Annotated in this window: 19 protein-coding genes and 1 pseudogene; 3 read left to right on the plus strand and 17 right to left on the minus strand. The window is 69.7% G+C overall.

From position 1 onward, the window contains the following. The coding region (locus HTZ82_RS19470) for an ABA4-like family protein (protein WP_254711969.1) at positions 1-462 on the plus strand (462 nt) is incomplete at its 5' end. 32 nt (positions 463-494) lie between these two features. Here HTZ82_RS19470 and HTZ82_RS19475 read toward each other — a convergent pair. From HTZ82_RS19475 to HTZ82_RS19525, 11 genes are all read right to left on the minus strand, one after another. After that, a complete protein-coding gene (locus tag HTZ82_RS19475) occupies positions 495-3323 on the minus strand; it encodes an RNA helicase (RefSeq protein ID WP_175410704.1) in 2829 nt (942 codons plus the stop codon). Positions 3324-3460: 137 nt separating this feature from the next. Continuing rightward, positions 3461-4408: a twin-arginine translocase subunit TatC gene (gene tatC, locus HTZ82_RS19480; protein WP_175410705.1), complete on the minus strand. Its 948-nt coding sequence runs from the start codon at positions 4406-4408 to the stop codon at positions 3461-3463. 73 nt (positions 4409-4481) lie between these two features. Next, positions 4482-4763, minus strand: a complete 282-nt coding sequence (tatA, locus tag HTZ82_RS19485; RefSeq protein WP_175410706.1) for a Sec-independent protein translocase subunit TatA — start codon at positions 4761-4763, stop codon at positions 4482-4484. Positions 4764-4905: 142 nt separating this feature from the next. Beyond that, complete coding sequence (locus HTZ82_RS19490; protein ID WP_175410707.1) at positions 4906-5109, minus strand: hypothetical protein; 204 nt, start codon at positions 5107-5109, stop codon at positions 4906-4908. Positions 5110-5129: 20 nt separating this feature from the next. Then, on the minus strand, positions 5130-5402 hold the full coding sequence (locus HTZ82_RS19495) for a hypothetical protein (RefSeq protein ID WP_175410718.1): 273 nt from the start codon (positions 5400-5402) through the stop codon (positions 5130-5132). An 89-nt stretch (positions 5403-5491) separates the two neighbouring features. Next, positions 5492-6439 (minus strand): YafY family protein, encoded by a 948-nt coding sequence (locus HTZ82_RS19500; protein WP_175410708.1) that lies wholly within the window; start codon positions 6437-6439, stop codon positions 5492-5494. A 34-nt stretch (positions 6440-6473) separates the two neighbouring features. Next, positions 6474-7508 (minus strand): YafY family protein, encoded by a 1035-nt coding sequence (locus HTZ82_RS19505; protein WP_175410709.1) that lies wholly within the window; start codon positions 7506-7508, stop codon positions 6474-6476. Positions 7509-7705: 197 nt separating this feature from the next. Further along, complete coding sequence (locus HTZ82_RS19510) at positions 7706-8080, minus strand: FKBP-type peptidyl-prolyl cis-trans isomerase (RefSeq protein WP_175410710.1); 375 nt, start codon at positions 8078-8080, stop codon at positions 7706-7708. A 64-nt stretch (positions 8081-8144) separates the two neighbouring features. Continuing rightward, positions 8145-9125, minus strand: coding sequence for an FKBP-type peptidyl-prolyl cis-trans isomerase (locus HTZ82_RS19515; protein ID WP_175410711.1), 981 nt, complete (start codon positions 9123-9125; stop codon positions 8145-8147). Between the two features lie 200 nt (positions 9126-9325). After that, positions 9326-10687, minus strand: coding sequence for a Pup--protein ligase (gene pafA / locus HTZ82_RS19520; protein ID WP_175410712.1), 1362 nt, complete (start codon positions 10685-10687; stop codon positions 9326-9328). A 9-nt stretch (positions 10688-10696) separates the two neighbouring features. Beyond that, entirely contained in the window at positions 10697-11980 is a 1284-nt protein-coding gene (locus HTZ82_RS19525; protein ID WP_175410719.1) for an MFS transporter, read from the minus strand. A gap of 143 nt (positions 11981-12123) precedes the next feature. Here HTZ82_RS19525 and HTZ82_RS19530 point away from each other — a divergent pair, with 143 nt between their 5' ends. Next, positions 12124-13164: a LacI family DNA-binding transcriptional regulator gene (locus tag HTZ82_RS19530; protein WP_175410713.1), complete on the plus strand. Its 1041-nt coding sequence runs from the start codon at positions 12124-12126 to the stop codon at positions 13162-13164. Between the two features lie 87 nt (positions 13165-13251). On the opposite strand, the gene prcA is transcribed toward HTZ82_RS19530, so the two are convergent. The 6 genes and pseudogenes from prcA to arc form a co-directional block, all read right to left on the minus strand. Next, complete coding sequence (prcA, locus tag HTZ82_RS19535; protein ID WP_175410714.1) at positions 13252-14019, minus strand: proteasome subunit alpha; 768 nt, start codon at positions 14017-14019, stop codon at positions 13252-13254. A 38-nt stretch (positions 14020-14057) separates the two neighbouring features. Then, complete coding sequence (prcB, locus tag HTZ82_RS19540) at positions 14058-14903, minus strand: proteasome subunit beta (protein WP_175410715.1); 846 nt, start codon at positions 14901-14903, stop codon at positions 14058-14060. Next, positions 14855-15046 (minus strand): annotated as a pseudogene (locus HTZ82_RS19545) (endonuclease VII domain-containing protein); the annotation flags it as partial. The gene prcB and the pseudogene HTZ82_RS19545, both read right to left, overlap by 49 nt. 107 nt (positions 15047-15153) lie before the next feature. Beyond that, positions 15154-15372, minus strand: coding sequence for a ubiquitin-like protein Pup (locus HTZ82_RS19550; RefSeq protein ID WP_041822104.1), 219 nt, complete (start codon positions 15370-15372; stop codon positions 15154-15156). Between the two features lie 142 nt (positions 15373-15514). Next, positions 15515-17026, minus strand: a complete 1512-nt coding sequence (gene dop, locus HTZ82_RS19555; RefSeq protein ID WP_217624342.1) for a depupylase/deamidase Dop — start codon at positions 17024-17026, stop codon at positions 15515-15517. Between the two features lie 259 nt (positions 17027-17285). Beyond that, a complete protein-coding gene (gene arc, locus HTZ82_RS19560; RefSeq protein ID WP_175410716.1) occupies positions 17286-19052 on the minus strand; it encodes a proteasome ATPase in 1767 nt (588 codons plus the stop codon). Positions 19053-19306: 254 nt separating this feature from the next. Between arc and HTZ82_RS19565 the strand changes: the two genes are divergently transcribed. Further along, positions 19307-19618 carry a ferredoxin gene (locus HTZ82_RS19565; protein ID WP_175410717.1) on the plus strand — a complete coding sequence of 104 codons (312 nt, stop codon included), beginning with the start codon at positions 19307-19309 and terminating at the stop codon, positions 19616-19618. Positions 19619-19737: the final 119 nt, after the last annotated feature.

A 19737-nucleotide genomic window follows, 5' to 3' on the forward strand; every position in this document is an offset into this window, starting at 1 on the left:
GTGACCGTCGTCCTCTTCGAACTGGCCTTCCTGCTGGCCGCGCCCGTCTGGGCGCTGATGATCCTGGCGCCCGGCTGGTCGTGGACGGCACGGATCGCCGCGTCGCCGCTGACCGCCGTACCGATCGTGGCGGTCTACCTCGGCCTGGCCGCGCCCGTCGTGCCCGAACTGTGGGCGGCCGTCCGCGAGCCGGACCTGGAGGCGTTCCGCGCGCTGACCGCGCTCGCGGACGGGGCGGGGGCGATCTGGGCGCAGGTCATCGCCTGGGACCTGCTGATCGGCCAGTGGATGTTCCTGGAGTCCCGCAGGCTGGGCCTGCGTCCGCTGGTCACCGCCCCCCTGCTGGTGCTGACCGTCTTCCTGTCCCCGGTCGGCCTGCTGGTGTTCCTCGCGATACGGGCCGTCAAGGGCGGAAGCCCGCGGCGGCCGGCCGGCAAGGAGCTGGGCCGTCACGCGATGTGACGACCCATCAGCCTCCGGTCGTCTGGCCGGTGTCAGCCCACCGAGCTGTACGCGACGACCCCGCGCAGCAGCCCGTCCACGGCCTTGCGGGCGCTCTTGGCCACCGTGCTGTTCTCGGTGGGGGCCGCCGCGGCGATCTGCCCGAGGACGTCGATGACCTGCTTGCACCAGCGCACGAAGTCACCGGCGGGCATCTCCGCCTCGCGCAGCACCTCGTCCAGCCCCTTGCCGGACGCCCACTGGTGGGCCGCCCACGCGAAGCCGAGGTCCGGCTCACGCTGGCCCACGCCCTCCGCCTGGTGGATCCGGAACTCCTCCTCCAGAGCGTCGAGGCGGCCCCAGATCCGCACCATCTCGCCCAGCGCGGCCTTGGCCCTGCCGGACGGGACCTTCGGGACGACCGCGTCGTCGGACTGCCGTGCCTCGTACACCAGGGCCGAGACGCAGGCGGCCAGTTCGGCCGGGTCGAGGCCCTCCCACACGCGTTCGCGCAGGCATTCACTCGCCAGCAGGTCCAGCTCGCCGTAGAGCCGGGCCAGCCGCTTGCCGTGCTCGGTGACCTCGTCGGCGCGCAGGTAGTCCAGCTCCGTCAGCAGCGCCACGATCCGGTCGAAGGTGCGGGCGATCGTGTTCGTACGGCCTTCGATGCGCCGCTCCAGCTGCCGGGTGTCTCGCTGCAGCCGGTGGTAGCGCTCCGCCCAGCGGGCGTGGTCCTCACGCTCGTCGCAGCCGTGGCACGGATGCGCCCGCAGGGCCGTACGCAGCCGGGAGATCTCGCGGTCGTCGGCCGCGGCGGACCGCTGCCTGCGATGCCGCTCGGGCTCGATGTGCCCGGCCTTGGTGCGCAGCGCGGACGCCAGGTCACGGCGCGACTGCGGCGAACGCGGGTTGAACGACCGCGGGATCCGCATCCGCTCCAACGGCTCCACCGGCACCGGGAAGTCGATCGAGGCGAGCCGCTTCACCTGCCTCTCCGCCGTCAGCACCAGCGGCCGCGGCCCGTCCTGGTGCTCGAACCCGCGGTGCCCGTTGGACCGCCCCGCCGGCAGGCCAGGGTCCAGCACCAGCGCGAGGCCGGCGAACTTGCCGGTCGGCACATGGATGACGTCGCCGGGCTTCAGCCGCTCCAGGGCCGTGGCCGCGGCGGCGCGCCGCTGGGCCGCGCCCTGCTTGGCCAGTTCGGTCTCACGGTCCTTCAGTTCGCGGCGCAGCCGCGCGTACTCCTCGAAGTCGCCGAGGTGGCAGGTCATGCCCTGCCGGTAGCCCTCCAGGCCCTCCTCGTTGCGCTGCACCTGCCGTGAGATGCCCACCACGGAACGGTCCGCCTGGAACTGCGCGAACGACGTCTCCAGCAGCTCGCGCGAGCGGTGCCGGCCGAACTGGTCGACCAGGTTGACCGCCATGTTGTACGACGGCTTGAAGCTGGACCGCAGCGGATACGTACGCGTGCCGGCGAGGCCCGCGAGGTGCGTCGGATCCATGCCGCGCTGCCACAGGACCACGGCGTGGCCCTCGACGTCGATGCCGCGCCGCCCTGCGCGCCCGGTGAGCTGGGTGTACTCGCCGGGGGTGATGTCGGCGTGCTGCTCGCCGTTCCACTTGACGAGCTTCTCCAGCACCACCGAACGGGCGGGCATGTTGATGCCGAGCGCCAGCGTCTCGGTGGCGAACACCGCCTTGACGAGGCCGCGCACGAACAGCTCCTCGACGACCTCCTTGAAGGTGGGCAGCATCCCGGCGTGGTGCGCGGCGATGCCCCGCTCCAGGCCTTCCAGCCACTCGTAGTAGCCGAGGACGTGCAGGTCCTCGGGCGGGATGGACGCCGTGCGCTCCTCGACGATCTCGCGGACGCGGTGGCGTGCCTCTTCGTCGTTGAGCCGCAGCCCGGCGTACAGGCACTGCTGGACGGCGGCCTCGCAGCCGGCGCGGCTGAAGATGAACGTGATCGCGGGCAGCAGGCCCTCGGCGTCGAGCCGCTCGATCACCTCGGGGCGGCCCGGCGTCCAGATCCGGGAGCGCTGCCGGCGCTCGCGCTCGCGGTCGGCCTCGCGGACCATCTTGCCGCGCCGCCGGTCGCGCGGGTTGTACGTGCGCGAGTTCTCCATCCGCGCGAGGCGCACCAGGTCGGGGTTGACCTCGCGGCGGGTGACGCCGCGGCCGCCGTGGTCGGTCTCCTCCTCGAAGAGGTCGTAGACCCGGCGGCCGGCGAGGACGTGCTGCCACAGCGGCACGGGCCGTTCCTCTGAGACGATCACTTCGGTGTCGCCGCGGACGGTGTCGAGCCAGTCGCCGAACTCCTCGGCGTTGGACACGGTCGCGGAGAGCGACACGAGTGTCACGGACTCGGGAAGGTGGATGATCACCTCTTCCCAGACGGCGCCGCGGAACCGGTCGGAGAGGTAGTGGACCTCGTCCATCACCACGTATCCGAGGCCGCGCAGCGCCTGGGAGCCCGCGTACAGCATGTTGCGGAGGACCTCGGTGGTCATCACGATCACGGGCGCGTCGGAGTTGACGCTGTTGTCGCCGGTGAGCAGGCCGACCTTGCCGGGGCCGTAGCGCTTGACGAGGTCGGTGTACTTCTGGTTGGAGAGCGCCTTGATCGGCGTGGTGTAGAAGCACTTGCGGCCCTGCTCCAGGGCGAGGTGCACGGCGAACTCGCCGACGATGGTCTTGCCCGAGCCGGTCGGTGCGGCGACGAGCACGCCCTTGCCTGTTTCCAGGGCGTGGCATGCCTCGATCTGGAAGGGGTCCAGCTCGAAGTCGTAGAGGTCGCGGAAGGCGGCGAACGCGGTGGCCTGCTCGGCGGCCCTGCGCCGGGCGGCCGCGTACGCCTCCGCTGGTGTGAGGTCGTCTGTCATCTTGCTATCGAGACTACCCGGCGGCGCCGACAGTCAGCTCAGCGTTTATTCGACCTTGTTCGCCCCCCGGCACGGCTCCGGCCGGCCGCGTGGTGCTGGTGCGGCCGGCCGGTGCGGAGGGTGATCGCGGTGCTGCGTCAGGTGATGTCGTCGTAGCCGTTGACCCGGCGCCCTGCGGAGCCGTCCGCCTCGCCGGTCGCCTGCTCGGGCAGGGCGCGGGGGGCGCCGACGGGCTGGGTGGGGCCGATGTCGTCGGGCGTGAGGTCGAGCGTGGAGGCCTCGTCGTCGCTCAGCTCGGGGCCTTCGCCGCGGCGCTTGCGGCGGTCGTTGAGGAGCGAGAAGCCGACGGCGGCGAAGTACAGGGCGGTCATCGGTACGGCCAGCGCGATCATCGACAGCGGGTCGGTGGGCGTGACGATCGCGGAGAAGATCGCGATACCCATGACCATGCCGCGCCACCAGCCCAGCATGCGGGCGCCGCTGACCACGCCGCCGGCGTTGAGCAGACAGAGCAGCAGTGGCAGCTGGAAGGCGATTCCGAAGGCGAGGACCAGCTTGACCGTCATGCCGATCATGTCGTCGACGGTGATGTAGTTGACCGAGCCGTCGACGCTGAAGCTGAGCATGACCGGGACGGCCAGCGGGAGGATCTTGTACGCGAGCCAGGCGCCGAAGACGAAGAGCGGCGTGCCCACCACGACGGTGGAGATCGCGTACTTCTTCTCGTTCTTGTGCAGGCCCGGAGCGATGAACGCCCAGAGCTGGTAGAGCCAGACCGGGGCGGAGGCGACCAGGGCGGCCATGATGCCGACCTTGACGTACGTCGTGAACGGGGACGTGATGCCGATCTGTGAGAGCACGGCGCACTTGCCCGCCAGCGCGCGCGGATCCTGCTCGCTGGTGCAGCGCGGCACCGGCTCGCTGAGGAACTCGGCGATGTCCTTGGAGAAGAACAGCGCCACGATCAGCAGTGGCACGAAGGCCAGGAGCGCCTTGAGTAGCCGGTCGCGCAGCTCGCGCAGATGCTCGACGAGGGGCATCCGCCCCTCGGGGTCCCTGTCCTTCTTGCGGGCGGACTTGAGCAACCCACGTCCCTATCTCGTAGAGCAGCCGCCCGTCGGGGCGGCTGCCCGCTTGCCTGTGGTGAACCGGGGAATGTCAGCCCTGCGCGGTGCGCTTCGGCTCTTCGACAGGACGGGCGGACGCGACGTCGCCGGGGGCGGCCTGGATGGTCTTCGGCGCGGCGGTCTGCTCGGCGGTGCCGGCGCCCTGCGCGTCGTCCTTGGCGGGGCCGTCGCTCTTCATGGCGGCGGCCTCACTCTTGAGGATGCGGGCCGACTTGCCCAGCGAACGCGCCACCTCGGGCAGCTTCTTGGCGCCGAAGAGCAGTACGACGATCCCCAGAATGATGGCCAGCTGCCAGATGCCGATCTGACCCATGTTTGCCTACCTTCTGACCGAGGTCACCTGAAGCGGGAGCAGCGCGGACGCAGGACAGAGTGACCGTCCGCACGAGTAGTCATCGTAACCCTCACGGGTAAACGCCGGGCAATCCCCCGGCATACGCGCAGCTGCGACGCCGCTACCCGCGGGGCAGCGCCTCGCCGGTGCGGGCGAGGTCGGTGGCGGCCCGTTCCAGGTCCTCTGCGGCGCGGCCGACGGCCTGTGTGGTGTGGGCCACTTGACGGCCGAGGCGCTGGGCCTCGATGAACACCCGGATGCCGAGGGCACCGAGGACGGCGATGCCGAGGAATCCCAGGGCGACGGCGAGCATGGGCCAGAACATGGGGGTGAGCCTAGACGGTGTCAGACGGTGGAGTGGAGTCGCAGCGTCCGCACGCCGCCGCCGGTGAGGAGTTCGACGATGCGTTCGCCGGCGGGCTTGCGGACGGCGGAGCCGCACTCGGGACAGGTGAAGGAGTAGAAGGTGGTGCGGCGGCTGGCTCCGATGGCGAGGCGCAGGGATCCCGCCGAGAGCTCCAGGCGGGCGCGGCAGTCGGGGCAGGCGGCCTTGAAGACGACCGGGCCGCGCGGCGCCGGAATGCCGGACAGAAGAGACGTATCAGACATCTCCCCCATATCACCCATGACTCTCATCTCCCCCATCTCTTCAGCTCTCTTCAGTTCTCTTCAGTGCTTCCGGCTTCCGTGCTTCCGTGCTTCCCTGCTCACTCGTACGCGGCGAGCGCGTCCCGCGCGGCCTGCCGGGCGCTCTCCGCGAGGGCGGACGGCGACACGATCCGGCCGTCCCGGCCCAGACGCAGGGCGAGCCGCCGCAGCGACGCCGGGTCCGGGGTGCGCAGCGTGATCCGCAGCCCGCCGTCGGGCAGCTCGTCGGCGCTGTCGTGCGGGTAGTACTCCGCGACCCACCGGCCGCCGGGCCCCACCTCGACCACGACCTCCGGGTCGTCGGCGGACGGCTGGACCAGGCCCTCGGACAGGTCGCGCAGCTCGATCTCGGGCGGCGCCGACGGCTCGTCGAGCAGCCGGATCTCGGCCACCCGGTCGAGGCGGAACGTGCGCCGCGCCTCCGACAGCCGGCACCACGCCTCCATATACGTGTGGCCGACGGCGAACAGCCGGATGGGGTCGACCTCGCGCTCCGTGAGCTCGTCCCGGGCCGGCGAGTAGTAGCGAAGCCACAGCCGGCGCCGCTCCGAGATGGCCCGGTCGACCTCGGCGAACACACCGCCCTCCGACTCGAACGTCACCGACAGCCGGGAGCTGGCGCCCGCCGCCTCGCCGGCCGCGGCCTCCAGCTTCGCGGTGGCCCGCAGCAGCGCCTCGCGGTCGCCCTCGCGCAGCCCCGGCAGGGTCGCCACGGCGCGGGCGGCGACCAGCAGCGCGGTGGCCTCGTCGGCGGCGATCCGCAGCGGCGCGGCCACGTCGTCGGGGTTGTGCCACCAGATCTGCTCGCCGTCGGTGTCGATGTCCAGCAGATCACCGCCGCGGAAGCTGGTGCCGCACATGGGCAGGACGTCGAGGTCGGCGATCAGCTCCGCCTCGGTGATGCCGAAGGCCCGGGCCACGTCCCCGACGTGGGCGCCGGGGCGTTCCCGCAGATAGGTCACCAGGGACAGCATCCGCCTGGTCTGGTCGATCGCGTTGGGAGCCATCGCTCGCTCGTCCGTCCGTTCCCTCAGCAGTCCGTCAGCAGCCCTTGGCCACGGCACGCAGCCGGTCCACGACATCCGCCCGCAGATCAGCGGGCTCCAGTACGACGACGTCCGGCCCGAACTCGACCAGCCAGGCGTCCAGGCCGTGCCCGTACGGGATCTCCAGCTCGTCCCACCCGTCGCCGCACTCCCGCACGGACAGGGCGCGGGAACGCAGCGGGTAGCCGCAGTCGGCGCGCAGCCGGATCAGCGCCGTACGCGTGGCGTTCTCGCCCGCCCAGCGCTCCACGGTCTCGCGGACCGTCGACACGTCCGGCACGTCCGCGGTGAACTTCCCGGCGCGGGAGCGGACCTTGCCGGTGATCCGGGACAGCCGGAAGACCCGCCCCGCGCCGCGGTCGCGGTCCCAGCCGGCCAGGTACCAGTGGCCGCGCCAGCACTCCAGGGTCCACGGCTCGACGTGCCGGGTCTCGGCGTGGGCGGCGTTGGACTTGCGGTACGCGAAGACGACGGGCCGCCGGTCGCGGCAGGCCAGCATCAGCGGCTCGAACGCCGACTCGTGGACGGGGATACGGGGCTCCAGGGCGCCCGGCCGGTCGTCGTACGGGTCCCCGGCCTCGGGCATGCCGGCGGCGCGCAGCTTCTGCAGGGCGCCGCTGGCCGCGCCGGCGAGCCGGGCCTGCTGCCACACCTTGGCGGCCAGGCCGAGCGCGGCGGCCTCCTCGGCGTCGAGGTGGATGGGCGGGAGGCGGTTGGAGTCGCGGCGGGCGAGGTAGCCGGTCTCGCCGTCCAGGTTCTCGACGGTCTCGATGACCAGGCCGAGCTCCCGCAGATCGTCCTTGTCCCGCTCGAACATGCGGTTGAACGAGTCGTCGGCTCCGCCGGAGCCGCCGTCGCCGGACCCGGAGGCAGCGCCCCTGCCCGGTCCGAAGGCCGCACCTCTGCCCGGCCCGAAGGCCTCGACATATGCCTCGATCGAGCCCCGCAGCTCGCGCTTGCTGAGCGGCCGCCGGGTGCCCAGCAGGCACAGCGCGAGATTCATCAGCCGCTCGGCCTTGGCAATGGCCATCGACGCCCAGCACCTCTTCGTATGGAGTCACTATCGCCCGATGACCGTACCGCCCCGGGGTGTCGTGACAAAAGTCGCCCCCGTGTCCGCTCGAACACATGGGGCAACGGGTGGGATGTCACGCGAACGCCGAGGGCCCGCGCACGGAGGCACGGGCCCTCGGCAGCGCCGTCGTACGGCGCTGAGGTTCGTACGGCTCAGGCCGACACGAGGTCGCAGACGAAGATCAGCGTCTCGCCGGGCGCGATGCGGCCGCCGCCGGCGCCGCGGTCGCCGTAGGCCAGGTGCGGCGGGATGACCAGCTTCCGACGGCCACCGACCTTCATGCCCTGCACACCCTGGTCCCAGCCCGGGATGACCTGGCCGGCACCGAGCTGGAAGGCCAGCGGCTTGCCGCGGTTCCAGGACGCGTCGAACTCCTCACCGGAGGAGAAGGAGACGCCCACGTAGTGAACCTGCACCATGTCGCCGGCCTTGGCCACGGGGCCGTCGCCCTCCCAGATGTCCTGGATCTCCAGGTCCGTCGGCGCGGGGCCCTCCGGGAAGTCGATCTCCGGCTTGTCGATGCTCACGAAAATGCTCCTGTTGATCGCTTGTGCACAACCTGCACAGTCTCGCAGATGAGGAAGGGCACCCCTACATCTTCGCGAGGATGTCGAGCGTGAAGACCAGCGTCGAGTTGGCCGGGATCTCCCCCGACGCCTGGTCGCCGTAGCCCTTGTCCGGCGGGACGACGAGCATCACACGGCTGCCGACCTTCTTGCCGGCCAGACCCTCCTGCCAGCCCTTGATGAGCTGCTGGAGCGGGAAGTCGGCGAGCTGGCCGCGCGAGTAGCTGGAGTCGAACTCCTTGCCGCCGTCCCACAGCACGCCCTTGTACTGGAGCAGCAGCGTGTCCGTCGCCTGCACCACCTCGCCGTCCCCCTCCAGCACGTACTGGGAGACGAGCTTCTTGGGCGCGGCGGCCTTCGGCACCGTGATCTCCGGCGCCTTGCCGTCGGTGTTCGTACCGACCTTGGGCAGGGCCACGTCGTCCTGCGGGACCTCCTTGCCCTTGGCGGAGCTCTTGCCGTTGAAGGTCTCCTGCACGTCGATGACGAAGACCATCGTGTCCGTGCCCTTGATGCCGCCCTGGCCCTGCTCGCCGTAGCCCAGCGACGGCGGCACGGCCATCTCGACACGGCTGCCGACCTTCTTGCCCGCAAGACCGATCCGCCAACCGTCGATGATCTTGCCCTGTGCGAGCTGGATGACCAGCGGCTTCTTACGGTCGTACGAGTTGTCGAACACCTCGGCGGTGTTCCAGATCTGCCCCAGGTAGTGCGCCCGCAGCCAGTCGCCCTCGGCGATCGTCGCACCGGAACCCGCGATGACCGTCTTCACGGCCAGATCCGTGGACGGCTTGCCCGAGCCCTTGGCGACGACCGGCTTCTCACCGAACTTCGTCCCGCCCGTGATGGCCGGCAGAGGACCGTCCACCACCTTCGGGGAGGCATCCGGCGACGCCTCCGGCGACACAGAGGCGCCGACCTTGTCCTTGTCTGAGCTTTCCTCGCCGCATCCCGCGAGCGTGAGCAGGCCGGCGGGCACGGCGAGAAGGAGGGAGCGACGACGCACGGGAAGCCTCGTATCTGGTCGGGGATCGATCTTGCGATGGACGTGCGCGCCACTTTACGGCGTGCGGTACGCACCGCACGAGCAACGTACGCGCCTCCCGTCACGTTCCCCAGGGCCCGCCACCCGGACGGCACGGCGAGGGGCCCGCACCGGAACGGTCCGGCGCGGGCCCCTCGTACCGCGTGCTCCTCCGTACCGGCTCACATGCCGGCGATGAGCTTCTCCACCCGGTCGTCGACCGACCGGAACGGGTCCTTGCACAGCACCGTGCGCTGTGCCTGGTCGTTCAGCTTCAGATGCACCCAGTCCACCGTGAAGTCCCGGCGCTGCTCCTGCGCCCGCCGGATGAAGTCGCCGCGCAGCCGGGCCCGCGTGGTCTGCGGCGGCACCGACTTGCCCTCGAAGATCTTCAGATCGTTGCAGACCCGGGCGGCCTGCCCCTTCTTCTCCAGCAGGTAGTACAGCCCCCGCCGGCGGTGGATGTCGTGGTACGCGAGGTCTATCTGCGCGATCCTCGGGTGCGACATCGTCATGTTGTGCTTGGCCCGGTACCGCTCCAGGAGCTTGTACTTCATCACCCAGTCGATCTCGGTGCCGATCCGGTCGAGCTCCTCCGTCTCGATCGCGTCGAGCGTCCGCTCCCACAGCTCCAGGACCTGCGCCACCGTGCCCGTGCGGATCCCGCGCCGGTCGACGAAGTCCGCGGCCTTCTCGAAGTACTCGCGCTGGACCTCCAGGGCGGACGCCTCGCGGCCGCTCGCCAGACGCACCTTGCGCTGGCCCGTGATGTCATGGCTGACCTCGCGGATCGCCCGGATCGGGTTCTCCAGGGTCAGGTCCCGCATGACCGTACCCGCCTCGATCATGCGCAGGACCAGGTCGGTCGCGCCGACCTTCAGCAGCATCGTCGTCTCCGACATGTTGGAGTCGCCGACGATGACATGCAGACGCCGGTACCGCTCGGCGTCCGCGTGCGGCTCGTCCCGGGTGTTGATGATGGGCCGGGAGCGGGTCGTCGCCGAGCTGACACCCTCCCAGATGTGCTCGGCGCGCTGACTCACGCAGTACACGGCACCGCGCGGCGTCTGCAACACCTTGCCCGCCCCGCAGAGCAGTTGCCGCGTGACCAGGAACGGAATGAGGATGTCCGCGAGCCGCGAGAACTCCCCGTGCCGCGCGACGAGGTAGTTCTCGTGGCAGCCGTAGGAGTTTCCCGCCGAGTCGGTGTTGTTCTTGAAGAGATAGACGTCGCCCGCGATTCCCTCCTCGTGCAGGCGGCGTTCGGCGTCCACGAGCAGACCTTCCAGAATGCGCTCGCCGGCCTTGTCGTGCGTGACCAGCTCGGTCACGTTGTCGCATTCAGGCGTTGCGTATTCCGGATGCGATCCCACGTCCAGGTACAGACGGGCACCGTTCCGCAGGAACACGTTGCTGCTGCGGCCCCATGACACGACACGGCGGAAGAGGTAGCGCGCCACTTCGTCAGGAGACAGTCGGCGCTGTCCCCTGAACGTGCACGTGACGCCGTACTCGTTCTCCAGCCCGAAAATGCGGCGGTCCATGACAGAACATTACGCCTGACGGCCCCCGCTGAAACCGGGTTGGACGGTACCGTTTCGATCATTTTCCGATACGCGCACCACATGTTCGGCCGCGTCCAGCGCCGTACGCGGCGGAATCGCCGACGGCCGGCGCGTCACCAGCAGCACCGCCAGGGCCGCCGCACCACCCGCCGCGGCCACCCCGAATCCCGCCCCCGTACCCGCCAGCTCCAGCGCCGGGCCCGCCACCGCGGCCCCCGCCGCGGCACCCACCCCGAACGTGGTCACCAGCCACGAGAACGCCTCCGTCACCGTGCCCCGCGGAGCGTGCCGGTCCACCACGATGAACGCGCACGCGATCGCCGGCGCCAGGAACACGCCCGAAACCCCCGCCAGCACCGTCATCGCCACCGGCCCCGGCGTCAGCAGCAACGGTGCATACCCCAGCGCCAGCAGCCCCACCAGCCACCGCAGCCGCGCCTCCGGCGCACCCGCCCACGGACGCGCCCCGTACACCAGACCACCGACCAGGGCACCCAGACCCAGCGCCGCCATCAGCCCGCCGTACACCCCGTCCCCGCCGTTGCCGTCCGCGTACGCCAGCGCCGCCACCGTGATCGAACCGAGCGCCAGGCCCACGAAGAAGAACGAACCCAGCAGCGCCAGCAGCCCGCCCGACCGCAGCGCCCCCAGCCAGTGCGCCTCCCGCGGCTCCGACCGCCACGCGCGCGACGGCGCCGACACCACCACCGACAGCGCGCCGAGCAGCCCCGCCGCATTGATCACCAGCAGCGCCGCCGCCGGCGACCACAGCCACACCAGCAACGTCACCAGCAGCGGCCCCACCGTGAACATGACCTCCTGCGCCACCGCGTCCAGCGCGTACGCCCGGTGCACCCGGTCCTCCCGGCCCAGCACACTCGGCCACAGCGCCCGCAGCCCGCCCTCCAGCGGCGGCGTGAACAGCCCCGCCACCACCGCCGCGGCGAACGCCAGCGGAAGCGACACGATGCCCGTCAGCGCCAGTACGGCCATGCCCAGCGCCGACACGACCGCCGCCGGGAACTGCACCCGCGGCTGCCCGTACAGATCCACCGCCCGGCCCAGCAGCGGCTGCCCCACCGCCGTCGCCAGCCCGTACGCCGCCGCCAGCGCACCGGCCAGGCTGTAGCCGCCGCCCTCCGCCCGTACGAACAGCACGATCGCGATGTGCGCCGTACCGCTCGGCAGCCGGCCCACCAGCGTCCCCACGAGCAGCCGAGCGGCGTGCGGCGCCCTCAGAATGTCGGCGTAACCGCCGCCTGCCCCGCCCATGGCCTGCCCCTCCCGTCGGCGCACCGCCGAGGTTGTACGTATAACGTCCAGAGCGTCATACGTACCATGACGGCAACCCACAGGTCCACCCCACGACCACCGCCCATCCGGCACCACCGCACCACCACCGCGAGGAGACCGATGTGAAGCCCCCGGCCACCCCCGACGGAACGGCCGGCGCACCCCGCCCCACCAGCCGCGACGTCGCCCGCGCCGCCGGCGTCTCGCAGGCCACCGTCTCCCTCGTCCTCGGCGGCAAATGGCAGGGCCGCGTCTCCGAACGCACCGCAGGACTCGTCCGCGACACCGCCCGCGACCTCGGCTACCGCCCCAACCTCGCCGCCCGCAACCTCCGCCTCGGGCGCACCCGCACCGCCCTCCTCGTCGTCCCCGCCCTCACCAACGAATTCTTCGCCCGCGTCTACGCCGGCGCCGCCACCGTCGCCGCCCGCCACGGCTTCGGCGTCGTCCTCTACCCCTCCCCCGAAGGCACCGGCCCCGCCAAGGACCCCTTCGCCTCCGCACGCGCCGCCCTCGACGGCGTCATCGCCTCCTCCATGGCCGCCGACGCCCTCACCGCCCTCCGCGGCACCGGCCTCCCCCTCGTCATGCTCGACAGCGACCCCGCCGACCCCGGCCCCGCCGCCCACGTCAACCTCGACGTCGCCGACGGCATGCGCCGCGTCACCGACCACCTCATCGGCCTCGGCCACCGGCGCCTCGTCCACCTCGCCTCCGCCGTACCCTCCTGGACCTTCGACGCCCGCGCCCGCGCCCTCACCGCCCACCTCGCCGCCCACCCCGACGTCACCCTCCGCACCACGCACGCCCCCCTCGACGTCACCGCCGCCCGCGAAGCCGCCGAACAGGCCCTCGCCGGCCCCGGCCCCCGCCCCACCGCTCTCCTCTGCGACGACGACATCCTCGCCGCCGGCGCCTGCAAAGCCGTACGCCGCCTCGGCCTCCGCGTCCCTGAAGACATCTCCGTCACCGGCTTCGACGACCTCGCCCTCGCCACCGCGCTCGAACCCGAGCTCACCACCGTCCGCCTCCCCGCCGAACACATCGGCGAGCGCGGCATGGAAGCACTCCTCGCCGTACTCGACGGCCGAACGCCCGAAGCCGGCGACCTCCCCGTCACCCTCGTCACCCGCGGCTCCACCGCCCCGCCCCCACCCGGCTGACCCCGCCGTCGCCCGCCCCCGGACACACGAAACCCCGGCCCACCACCAAGGCGGACCGGGGCAACGCCCACACAAGAACGACCGGAACTACGACTCCGAACCCTCAGAGCCCTCCGACTCGTCACCGGCAGCATCCGTCGGCGCACTCGCCGGCTCCTCGGCCGCCAGCAACCGCGCCAACTGCCGCCCCACGATCCGCTTGAACTTCCGCGACTGCGGACGCGTACGGTCCAGCACCGCCACCTCAAGCCGCTCCGCGGGAATCTCCCGCTCACTGCCATTGGTGTCCCGTGACAGCGCCTGAACCGCCAGCTTCAACGCCTCCGCCAACGACATACCGTCCCGGTGCCGCTGGTCCAGGAAACTGCTGATCTGCTCCGCATTGCCACCGACCGCCACCGAACCGTGCTCATCCACGATCGACCCGTCGTGCGGCAACCGGTAGATCTGGTCACCCTCCGGCGACACACCCACCTCGGCGACGACCAGCTCCACCTCGTACGGCTTCTCCCCCGCACTCGAGAAGATCGTGCCCAGCGTCTGCGCGTACACATTCGCCAGACCGCGCGCCGTCACATCATCCCGGTCATAGGTGTAACCCCGAAGATCCGCATACCGGACGCCGCCGATCCGCAGATTCTCGTACTCGTTGTACTTTCCGGCGGCGGCGAAACCGATCCGGTCATAGATCTCGCTGAACTTGTGCAGCGCACGGGACGGGTTCTCACCGACGAAGACAATGCCGTCGGCATACTGCATCACAACAAGGCTCCGACCCCGCGCGATGCCCTTACGGGCATACTCCGCCCGATCGGCCATGGCCTGCTGGGGTGAGACATAGAACGGCGTCGACACCGGCTATCCGTCCCTTTCTGTCAGTCGCGGGGAAAACATCAGAGCAGCTCGGCCCGAGGACCGTCCGGGTACTCCATCCGGCGCTCCAGGATCGACCGGGCCACATCCGACGACTCCGCATCCGTGAGCCGCCGGAACCCGTCCTCCGAGATCACCGTGACGATCGGATAGATCCGCCGCGCCACATCCGGACCGCCCGTCGCCGAATCGTCGTCCGCCGCGTCGTACAGCGCCTGCACCACCAGCGTGACAGCCTGCTGCTCGCTGAGGTCCTCGCGGTACAGCTTCTTCATCGACCCGCGCGCGAACAGCGAACCCGACCCCGTCGCCGCGTACCCCTGCTCCTCGGAACGGCCACCCGTGACGTCGTACGAGAAGATCCGCCCCTTCTCACGGTCCACGTCCCAGCCGGCGAACAACGGGACCACGGCCAGACCCTGCATGGCCATGCCCAGATTGCTGCGGATCATCGTCGAGAGCCGGTTCGCCTTGCCCTCCAGCGAGAGCTGCGCCCCCTCGACCTTCTCGAAATGTTCCAGCTCCAGCTGGAACAGCTTCACCATCTCCACGGCCAGGCCGGCCGTACCGGCGATTCCGACGGCCGAGTACTCATCCGCAGGGAACACCTTCTCGATGTCCCGCTGCGCGATCATGTTCCCCATGGTCGCCCGCCGGTCACCGGCCAGGACCACGCCCCCGGCGAACGTCGCCGCGACGATCGTCGTGCCGTGCGGCGCCTCGATGGCCCCCTGCACCGGCGGCAGCGTCCGCCGGCCCGGCAGGATCTCGGGCGAGTGCTCGGCCAGGAAGTCCATGAAGGACGACGACCCAGGCGTCAGGAAGGCAGCTGGTAGACGCCCGGTGCTACGAGTGTTGGCTTCCACGAGTTCCCCTCCAGGTATGCAGCGGCCCGCCGGACGATGCTGGGATCATCACGCAGCTTGCCAATGGCCGAATTGCAGTTGAAGCACAGTACGCCACGGACCTTACCCGTAGCGTGGCAATGATCCACATGCTCGGGCGGGGCGGCAACGATGCTCGCGGCAGCCGCTGCTTAGACCGCGAGCATCGCCTGGGCTGCGACTCTTCACGCACCCCAAACCCCCCGACTTCACCTTCGATCCTAAGGTGAAATCACTCTCCGCCCTTCTGAACGAAGGACCTCACGAAGTCCTCGGCGTTCTCTTCGAGCACATCGTCGATTTCGTCCAGGACGGAGTCCACGTCGTCACTCAGCTTCTCGTGGCGCTCCTTGAGGTCCTCCGAGGCCTGCGCCTCGGCGGTCTGCTCCTCGACCTCTTCGGTGGAGCGCGTGGCCTTCTGCTGGCCGCCGCCGGTGTCCTTGGTCGCCATATCCCTCACCCCGCTCGGTTTGCCCGCTTGGTCAGGTGTCTCAAGATCAGACCCTACAAGCCCGGTCTGACATCGGCCCTGTCTTTCTGAACGTCGGGGGGCCACCTTCATGATTCCCTGTGGTGGCCCCGCGAAGCCCCTTTCAGCCGCCGGAAAGGACCCGGACCAGCTCTTCCGCGGTGCGGCAGCGGTCCAGGAGCTCCTTCACGTGGTTCCGGGTACCCCGCAGCGGTTCCAGTGTGGGGACGCGCTGGAGGGAGTCGCGGCCGGGGAGGTCGAAGATCACGGAGTCCCAGGAGGCCGCGGCGACGTCGTCGGCGTACTGCTCCAGGCAGCGGCCGCGGAAGTAGGCCCTGGTGTCCTCAGGTGGCTGCTTCTCGGCCCGTTCGACCTCGGTCTCGTCCAGGAGGCGCTTCATCTTCCCGCGGGCCGCCAGACGGTTGTACAGGCCCTTCTCGGGGCGTACGTCGGCGTACTGGAGGTCCACGAGGTGGAGGCGGGCGGCGTCCCAGTCGAGGTTGTCGCGGCGGCGGTAGCCCTCCATGAGCTCGCGCTTCGCGATCCAGTCGAGTTCGCCGGCGAGGCTCATGGGGTCGTTCTCGAGCCGGTTGAGGGTGTCCTCCCAGCGGACGAGGACGTCCTTGGTCTGTTCGTCGGCGTCGGCGCCGAAGCGGTTCTCGACGTATTTGCGGGCGAGCTCGAAGTACTCCATCTGGAGTTGTACGGCGGTGAGCGTGCGGCCGCTGCGGAGGGTGATGAGGCGCTGGAGGCCGGGGTCGTGGGAGACCTGGTGGAGGGTGCGTACTGGCTGGTCGACGGCGAGGTCGACGGTGATGAAGCCGTCCTCGATCATGGACAGGACCAGGGACGTCGTGCCGAGCTTCAGGTACGTCGAGATCTCGGAGAGGTTGGCGTCGCCGATGATCACATGGAGGCGGCGGTATTTCTCGGCGTCGGCGTGGGGCTCGTCGCGGGTGTTGATGATGGGCCGTTTGAGTGTGGTCTCCAGGCCGACCTCGACTTCGAAGTAGTCGGCGCGCTGGCTGATCTGGAAGCCGTGCTCCTGGCCGTCCTGCCCGATGCCGACGCGGCCGGCGCCGGTGACGACCTGGCGGGAGACGAAGAAGGGGGTGAGGTGGCGCACGATGTCCGAGAAGGGGGTCTCCCGCTTCATGAGGTAGTTCTCGTGCGTGCCGTAGGAGGCGCCCTTGTTGTCGGTGTTGTTCTTGTAGAGGTGGATGGGCTGGGCGCCGGGGAGCTGGGCGGCGCGTTCGGCCGCTTCGGCCATGATGCGTTCGCCGGCTTTGTCCCAGAGGACGGCGTCGCGCGGGTTGGTGACCTCGGGGGCGCTGTACTCGGGGTGGGCGTGGTCGACGTAGAGCCTGGCGCCGTTGGTCAGGATGACGTTGGCGAGGCCGATGTCCTCGTCGGTGAGCTGGCTGGCGTCGGCGGCTTCGCGGGCGAGGTCGAAGCCGCGGGCGTCGCGCAGCGGATTCTCCTCCTCGAAGTCCCAGCGGGCGCGGCGCGCCCGGTGCATCGCCGCCGCGTAGGCGTTGACGATCTGGGACGAGGTGAGCATGGCATTGGCGTTGGGGTGCCCTGGGACGGAGATTCCGTACTCCGTCTCGATGCCCATTACTCGCCGTACGGTCATGCGGCCCTCCTTGCCCGGCGGCGTCCCCGCGGGGGATCGGCGCTCGAGTACCGGTCCTCCGATGCGTGTGCGGTGCCCGACCCCGCACGTCGCACATCGGCGGTACGGAAGAGCCTAGAGCGCCTTTGCCTCGGCGGGGAGATCAATTGTGACATTGCTCCGGTGTGGGTCCCTGTGTGGCCGGTACCTGGGGAAAGCAGGCGGCTGCGGATGCCGTCCCCCGAGGGGGTTCCGGTCATCCGCAGCCGGTTCTGCGTGTTTACAGGTACTGGCCGGTATTCGCCACCGTGTCGATGGAGCGTCCGGTGTCCGCGCCTTGCTTTCCGGTGACGAGGGTGCGGATGAAGACGATCCGTTCGCCCTTCTTGCCGGAGATGCGGGCCCAGTCGTCCGGGTTGGTGGTGTTGGGCAGGTCTTCGTTCTCCTTGAACTCGTCCACGCATGCCTGGAGGAGGTGGGAGACGCGGATGCCCTTCTGGTTGTGGTCGAGGTAGGCCTTGATGGCCATTTTCTTGGCCCGGTCGACGATGTTCTGGATCATCGCGCCGGAATTGAAGTCCTTGAAGTAGAGGACTTCCTTGTCGCCGTTCGCGTAGGTGACCTCGAGGAACCGGTTCTCCTCGGATTCCGCGTACATCTGCTCCACGACCGACTGGATCATGGCGTGTGCGGCGGCGTCCTTGGAGCCGTTGTGCTCGGCGAGGTCGTCCGCGTGCAGCGGGAGGGACGGGGTGAGGTACTTGCCGAAGATGTCCTTGGCGGCCTCGGCGTCGGGGCGCTCGATCTTGATCTTGACGTCGAGGCGGCCGGGGCGCAGGATCGCCGGGTCGATCATGTCCTCGCGGTTGGAGGCGCCGATGACGATGACGTTCTCAAGGCCTTCCACGCCGTCGATCTCGGCGAGGAGCTGCGGGACGATGGTGTTCTCCACGTCCGAGCTGACGCCGGAGCCACGGGTGCGGAAGAGGGATTCCATCTCGTCGAAGAAGACGATGACGGGGGTGCCCTCGCCGGCCTTCTCGCGGGCACGCTGGAAGACGAGGCGGATGTGCCGCTCGGTCTCGCCGACGTACTTGTTGAGGAGTTCGGGGCCCTTGATGTTGAGGAAGTAGCTCTTCCCGGCGGGCTGTCCGGTGACCTCGGCGACCTTCTTCGCAAGGGAGTTGGCGACGGCCTTGGCGATGAGCGTCTTGCCGCAGCCGGGGGGGCCGTACAGCAGGATGCCCTTCGGGGGCCGCAGCTCGTGCTCCTGGAAGAGGTCGGGGTAGAGGTAGGGAAGCTCGACGGCGTCGCGGATCAGCTCGATCTGGTTTCCCAGACCGCCGATCTTGGTGTAGTCGACGTCGGGCACCTCTTCGAGGACGAGCTCTTCGACCTCGCTCTTGGGGATGACCTCGTAGACGTATCCGGAGCGGGGGTCGAGGAGGAGGGCGTCGCCGGGCCGGATGGTGACGTCCAGCAGGGGCTCGGCGAGCCGGACCACTCGTTCCTCGTCGGTGTGGCCGATGACCAGGGCGCGCTCGCCGTCCTCGAGGATCTCCTTGAGGGTGACGATGTCCCCGGCGCGCTCGAATTCCATGGCCTCGACCACGTTGAGCGCTTCGTTGAGCATGACTTCCTGGCCGCGCCTGAGCTCGTCGAGCTCGACGCTGGGGCTGACGTTCACGCGGAGCTTGCGGCCGCCGGTGAAGATGTCGCAGGTGCCGTCCTCGTTCGCCTGCAGGAAGACACCGAAGCCGGCGGGTGGCTGCGCGAGGCGGTCGACCTCTTCCTTGAGGGCCACGATCTGGTCGCGGGCCTCACGGAGCGTGTTGGCGAGCCGCTCGTTCTGTGCGGACACTCCGGCCAGGTTGGTCTGCAGCTCGACGATCCGCTCCTCGAGAATCCTCGTGTGCCGCGGAGAGTCGGCGAGCTTGCGTCGCAGGACGGCGATTTCCTGCTCGAGATAGGCAACCTGGCCGGCTGGGTCTTCAGACCCCCGCCCCGGCCGGATGCCGCGGTTGATGTCGTCGTCGTGGGCTGCCACGGTCCTCACCTCCTCCAAGGGGAGCTGGACGCTTCCAGACCCTACCTGTGTGGGTGATGATTGAAACCCCTAGATCACAAAGACTCTCGGGGTGTGTCCGATCTTCACCCTTGCGCTCTCCCTCACGTCAAGGGAATACCCACCCATCAGCGTCGGAAAGCTGCCGGTTGTATCGTCGTGGGTGGCCAACACCCGCCAGGGAGGGCCGGACTTACTTGATGACGCTTGACCCGACGCAGGAAACGGCAGGGCATATGACCGCGCAGCACGAGGCTCCGACCCAGGCGGCCGGAGAGGCTCTGGAGGTCTGGATCGACCAGGACCTGTGCACGGGTGACGGGATTTGCGCCCAGTATGCCCCTGAGGTGTTCGAGCTGGACATCGACGGTCTGGCGTATGTGAAGAGCGCGGACGACGAGCTGTTGCAGGAGGCGGGGGCGACGACGCCGGTGCCGTTGCCGCTGTTGCAGGACGTGGTGGACTCGGCGAAGGAGTGCCCGGGGGACTGCATTCATGTGCGTCGCGTTTCGGACAGGGTCGAGGTGTACGGCCCGGACGCGGAGTGATGGCGCCCTAGGCCGTTTCTTTCGGATCATCTTGCCGACCAGATGAAGATGGCGGCGATGTGGAGTCCGGCGAGGTAGATGGTGGCGGTCTTGTCGTATCGAGTGGCCAGACCGCGCCA

The sequence above is a fragment of the Streptomyces sp. TRM64462 genome (genome assembly GCF_013362995.1).
Lineage (GTDB): Bacteria > Actinomycetota > Actinomycetes > Streptomycetales > Streptomycetaceae > Streptomyces.

Excerpts from the sequence above, each read along its gene's own strand:
- HTZ82_RS19475 (WP_175410704.1), bottom strand. The coding sequence starts at position 3,323 with ATGACAGACGACCTCACACCAGCGGAGGCGTACGCGGCCGCCCGGCGC.
- tatA (WP_175410706.1), bottom strand. The coding sequence starts at position 4,763 with ATGGGTCAGATCGGCATCTGGCAGCTGGCCATCATTCTGGGGATCGTC.
- HTZ82_RS19490 (WP_175410707.1), bottom strand. The coding sequence starts at position 5,109 with ATGTTCTGGCCCATGCTCGCCGTCGCCCTGGGATTCCTCGGCATCGCC.
- HTZ82_RS19495 (WP_175410718.1), bottom strand. The coding sequence starts at position 5,402 with ATGGGGGAGATGTCTGATACGTCTCTTCTGTCCGGCATTCCGGCGCCG.
- HTZ82_RS19500 (WP_175410708.1), bottom strand. The coding sequence starts at position 6,439 with ATGGCTCCCAACGCGATCGACCAGACCAGGCGGATGCTGTCCCTGGTG.
- HTZ82_RS19505 (WP_175410709.1), bottom strand. The coding sequence starts at position 7,508 with ATGGCCATTGCCAAGGCCGAGCGGCTGATGAATCTCGCGCTGTGCCTG.
- pafA (WP_175410712.1), bottom strand. The coding sequence starts at position 10,687 with ATGGACCGCCGCATTTTCGGGCTGGAGAACGAGTACGGCGTCACGTGC.
- HTZ82_RS19525 (WP_175410719.1), bottom strand. The coding sequence starts at position 11,980 with ATGGGCGGGGCAGGCGGCGGTTACGCCGACATTCTGAGGGCGCCGCAC.
- HTZ82_RS19550 (WP_041822104.1), bottom strand. The coding sequence starts at position 15,372 with ATGGCGACCAAGGACACCGGCGGCGGCCAGCAGAAGGCCACGCGCTCC.
- dop (WP_217624342.1), bottom strand. The coding sequence starts at position 17,026 with ATGACCGTACGGCGAGTAATGGGCATCGAGACGGAGTACGGAATCTCC.
- HTZ82_RS19565 (WP_175410717.1), top strand. The coding sequence starts at position 19,307 with ATGACCGCGCAGCACGAGGCTCCGACCCAGGCGGCCGGAGAGGCTCTG.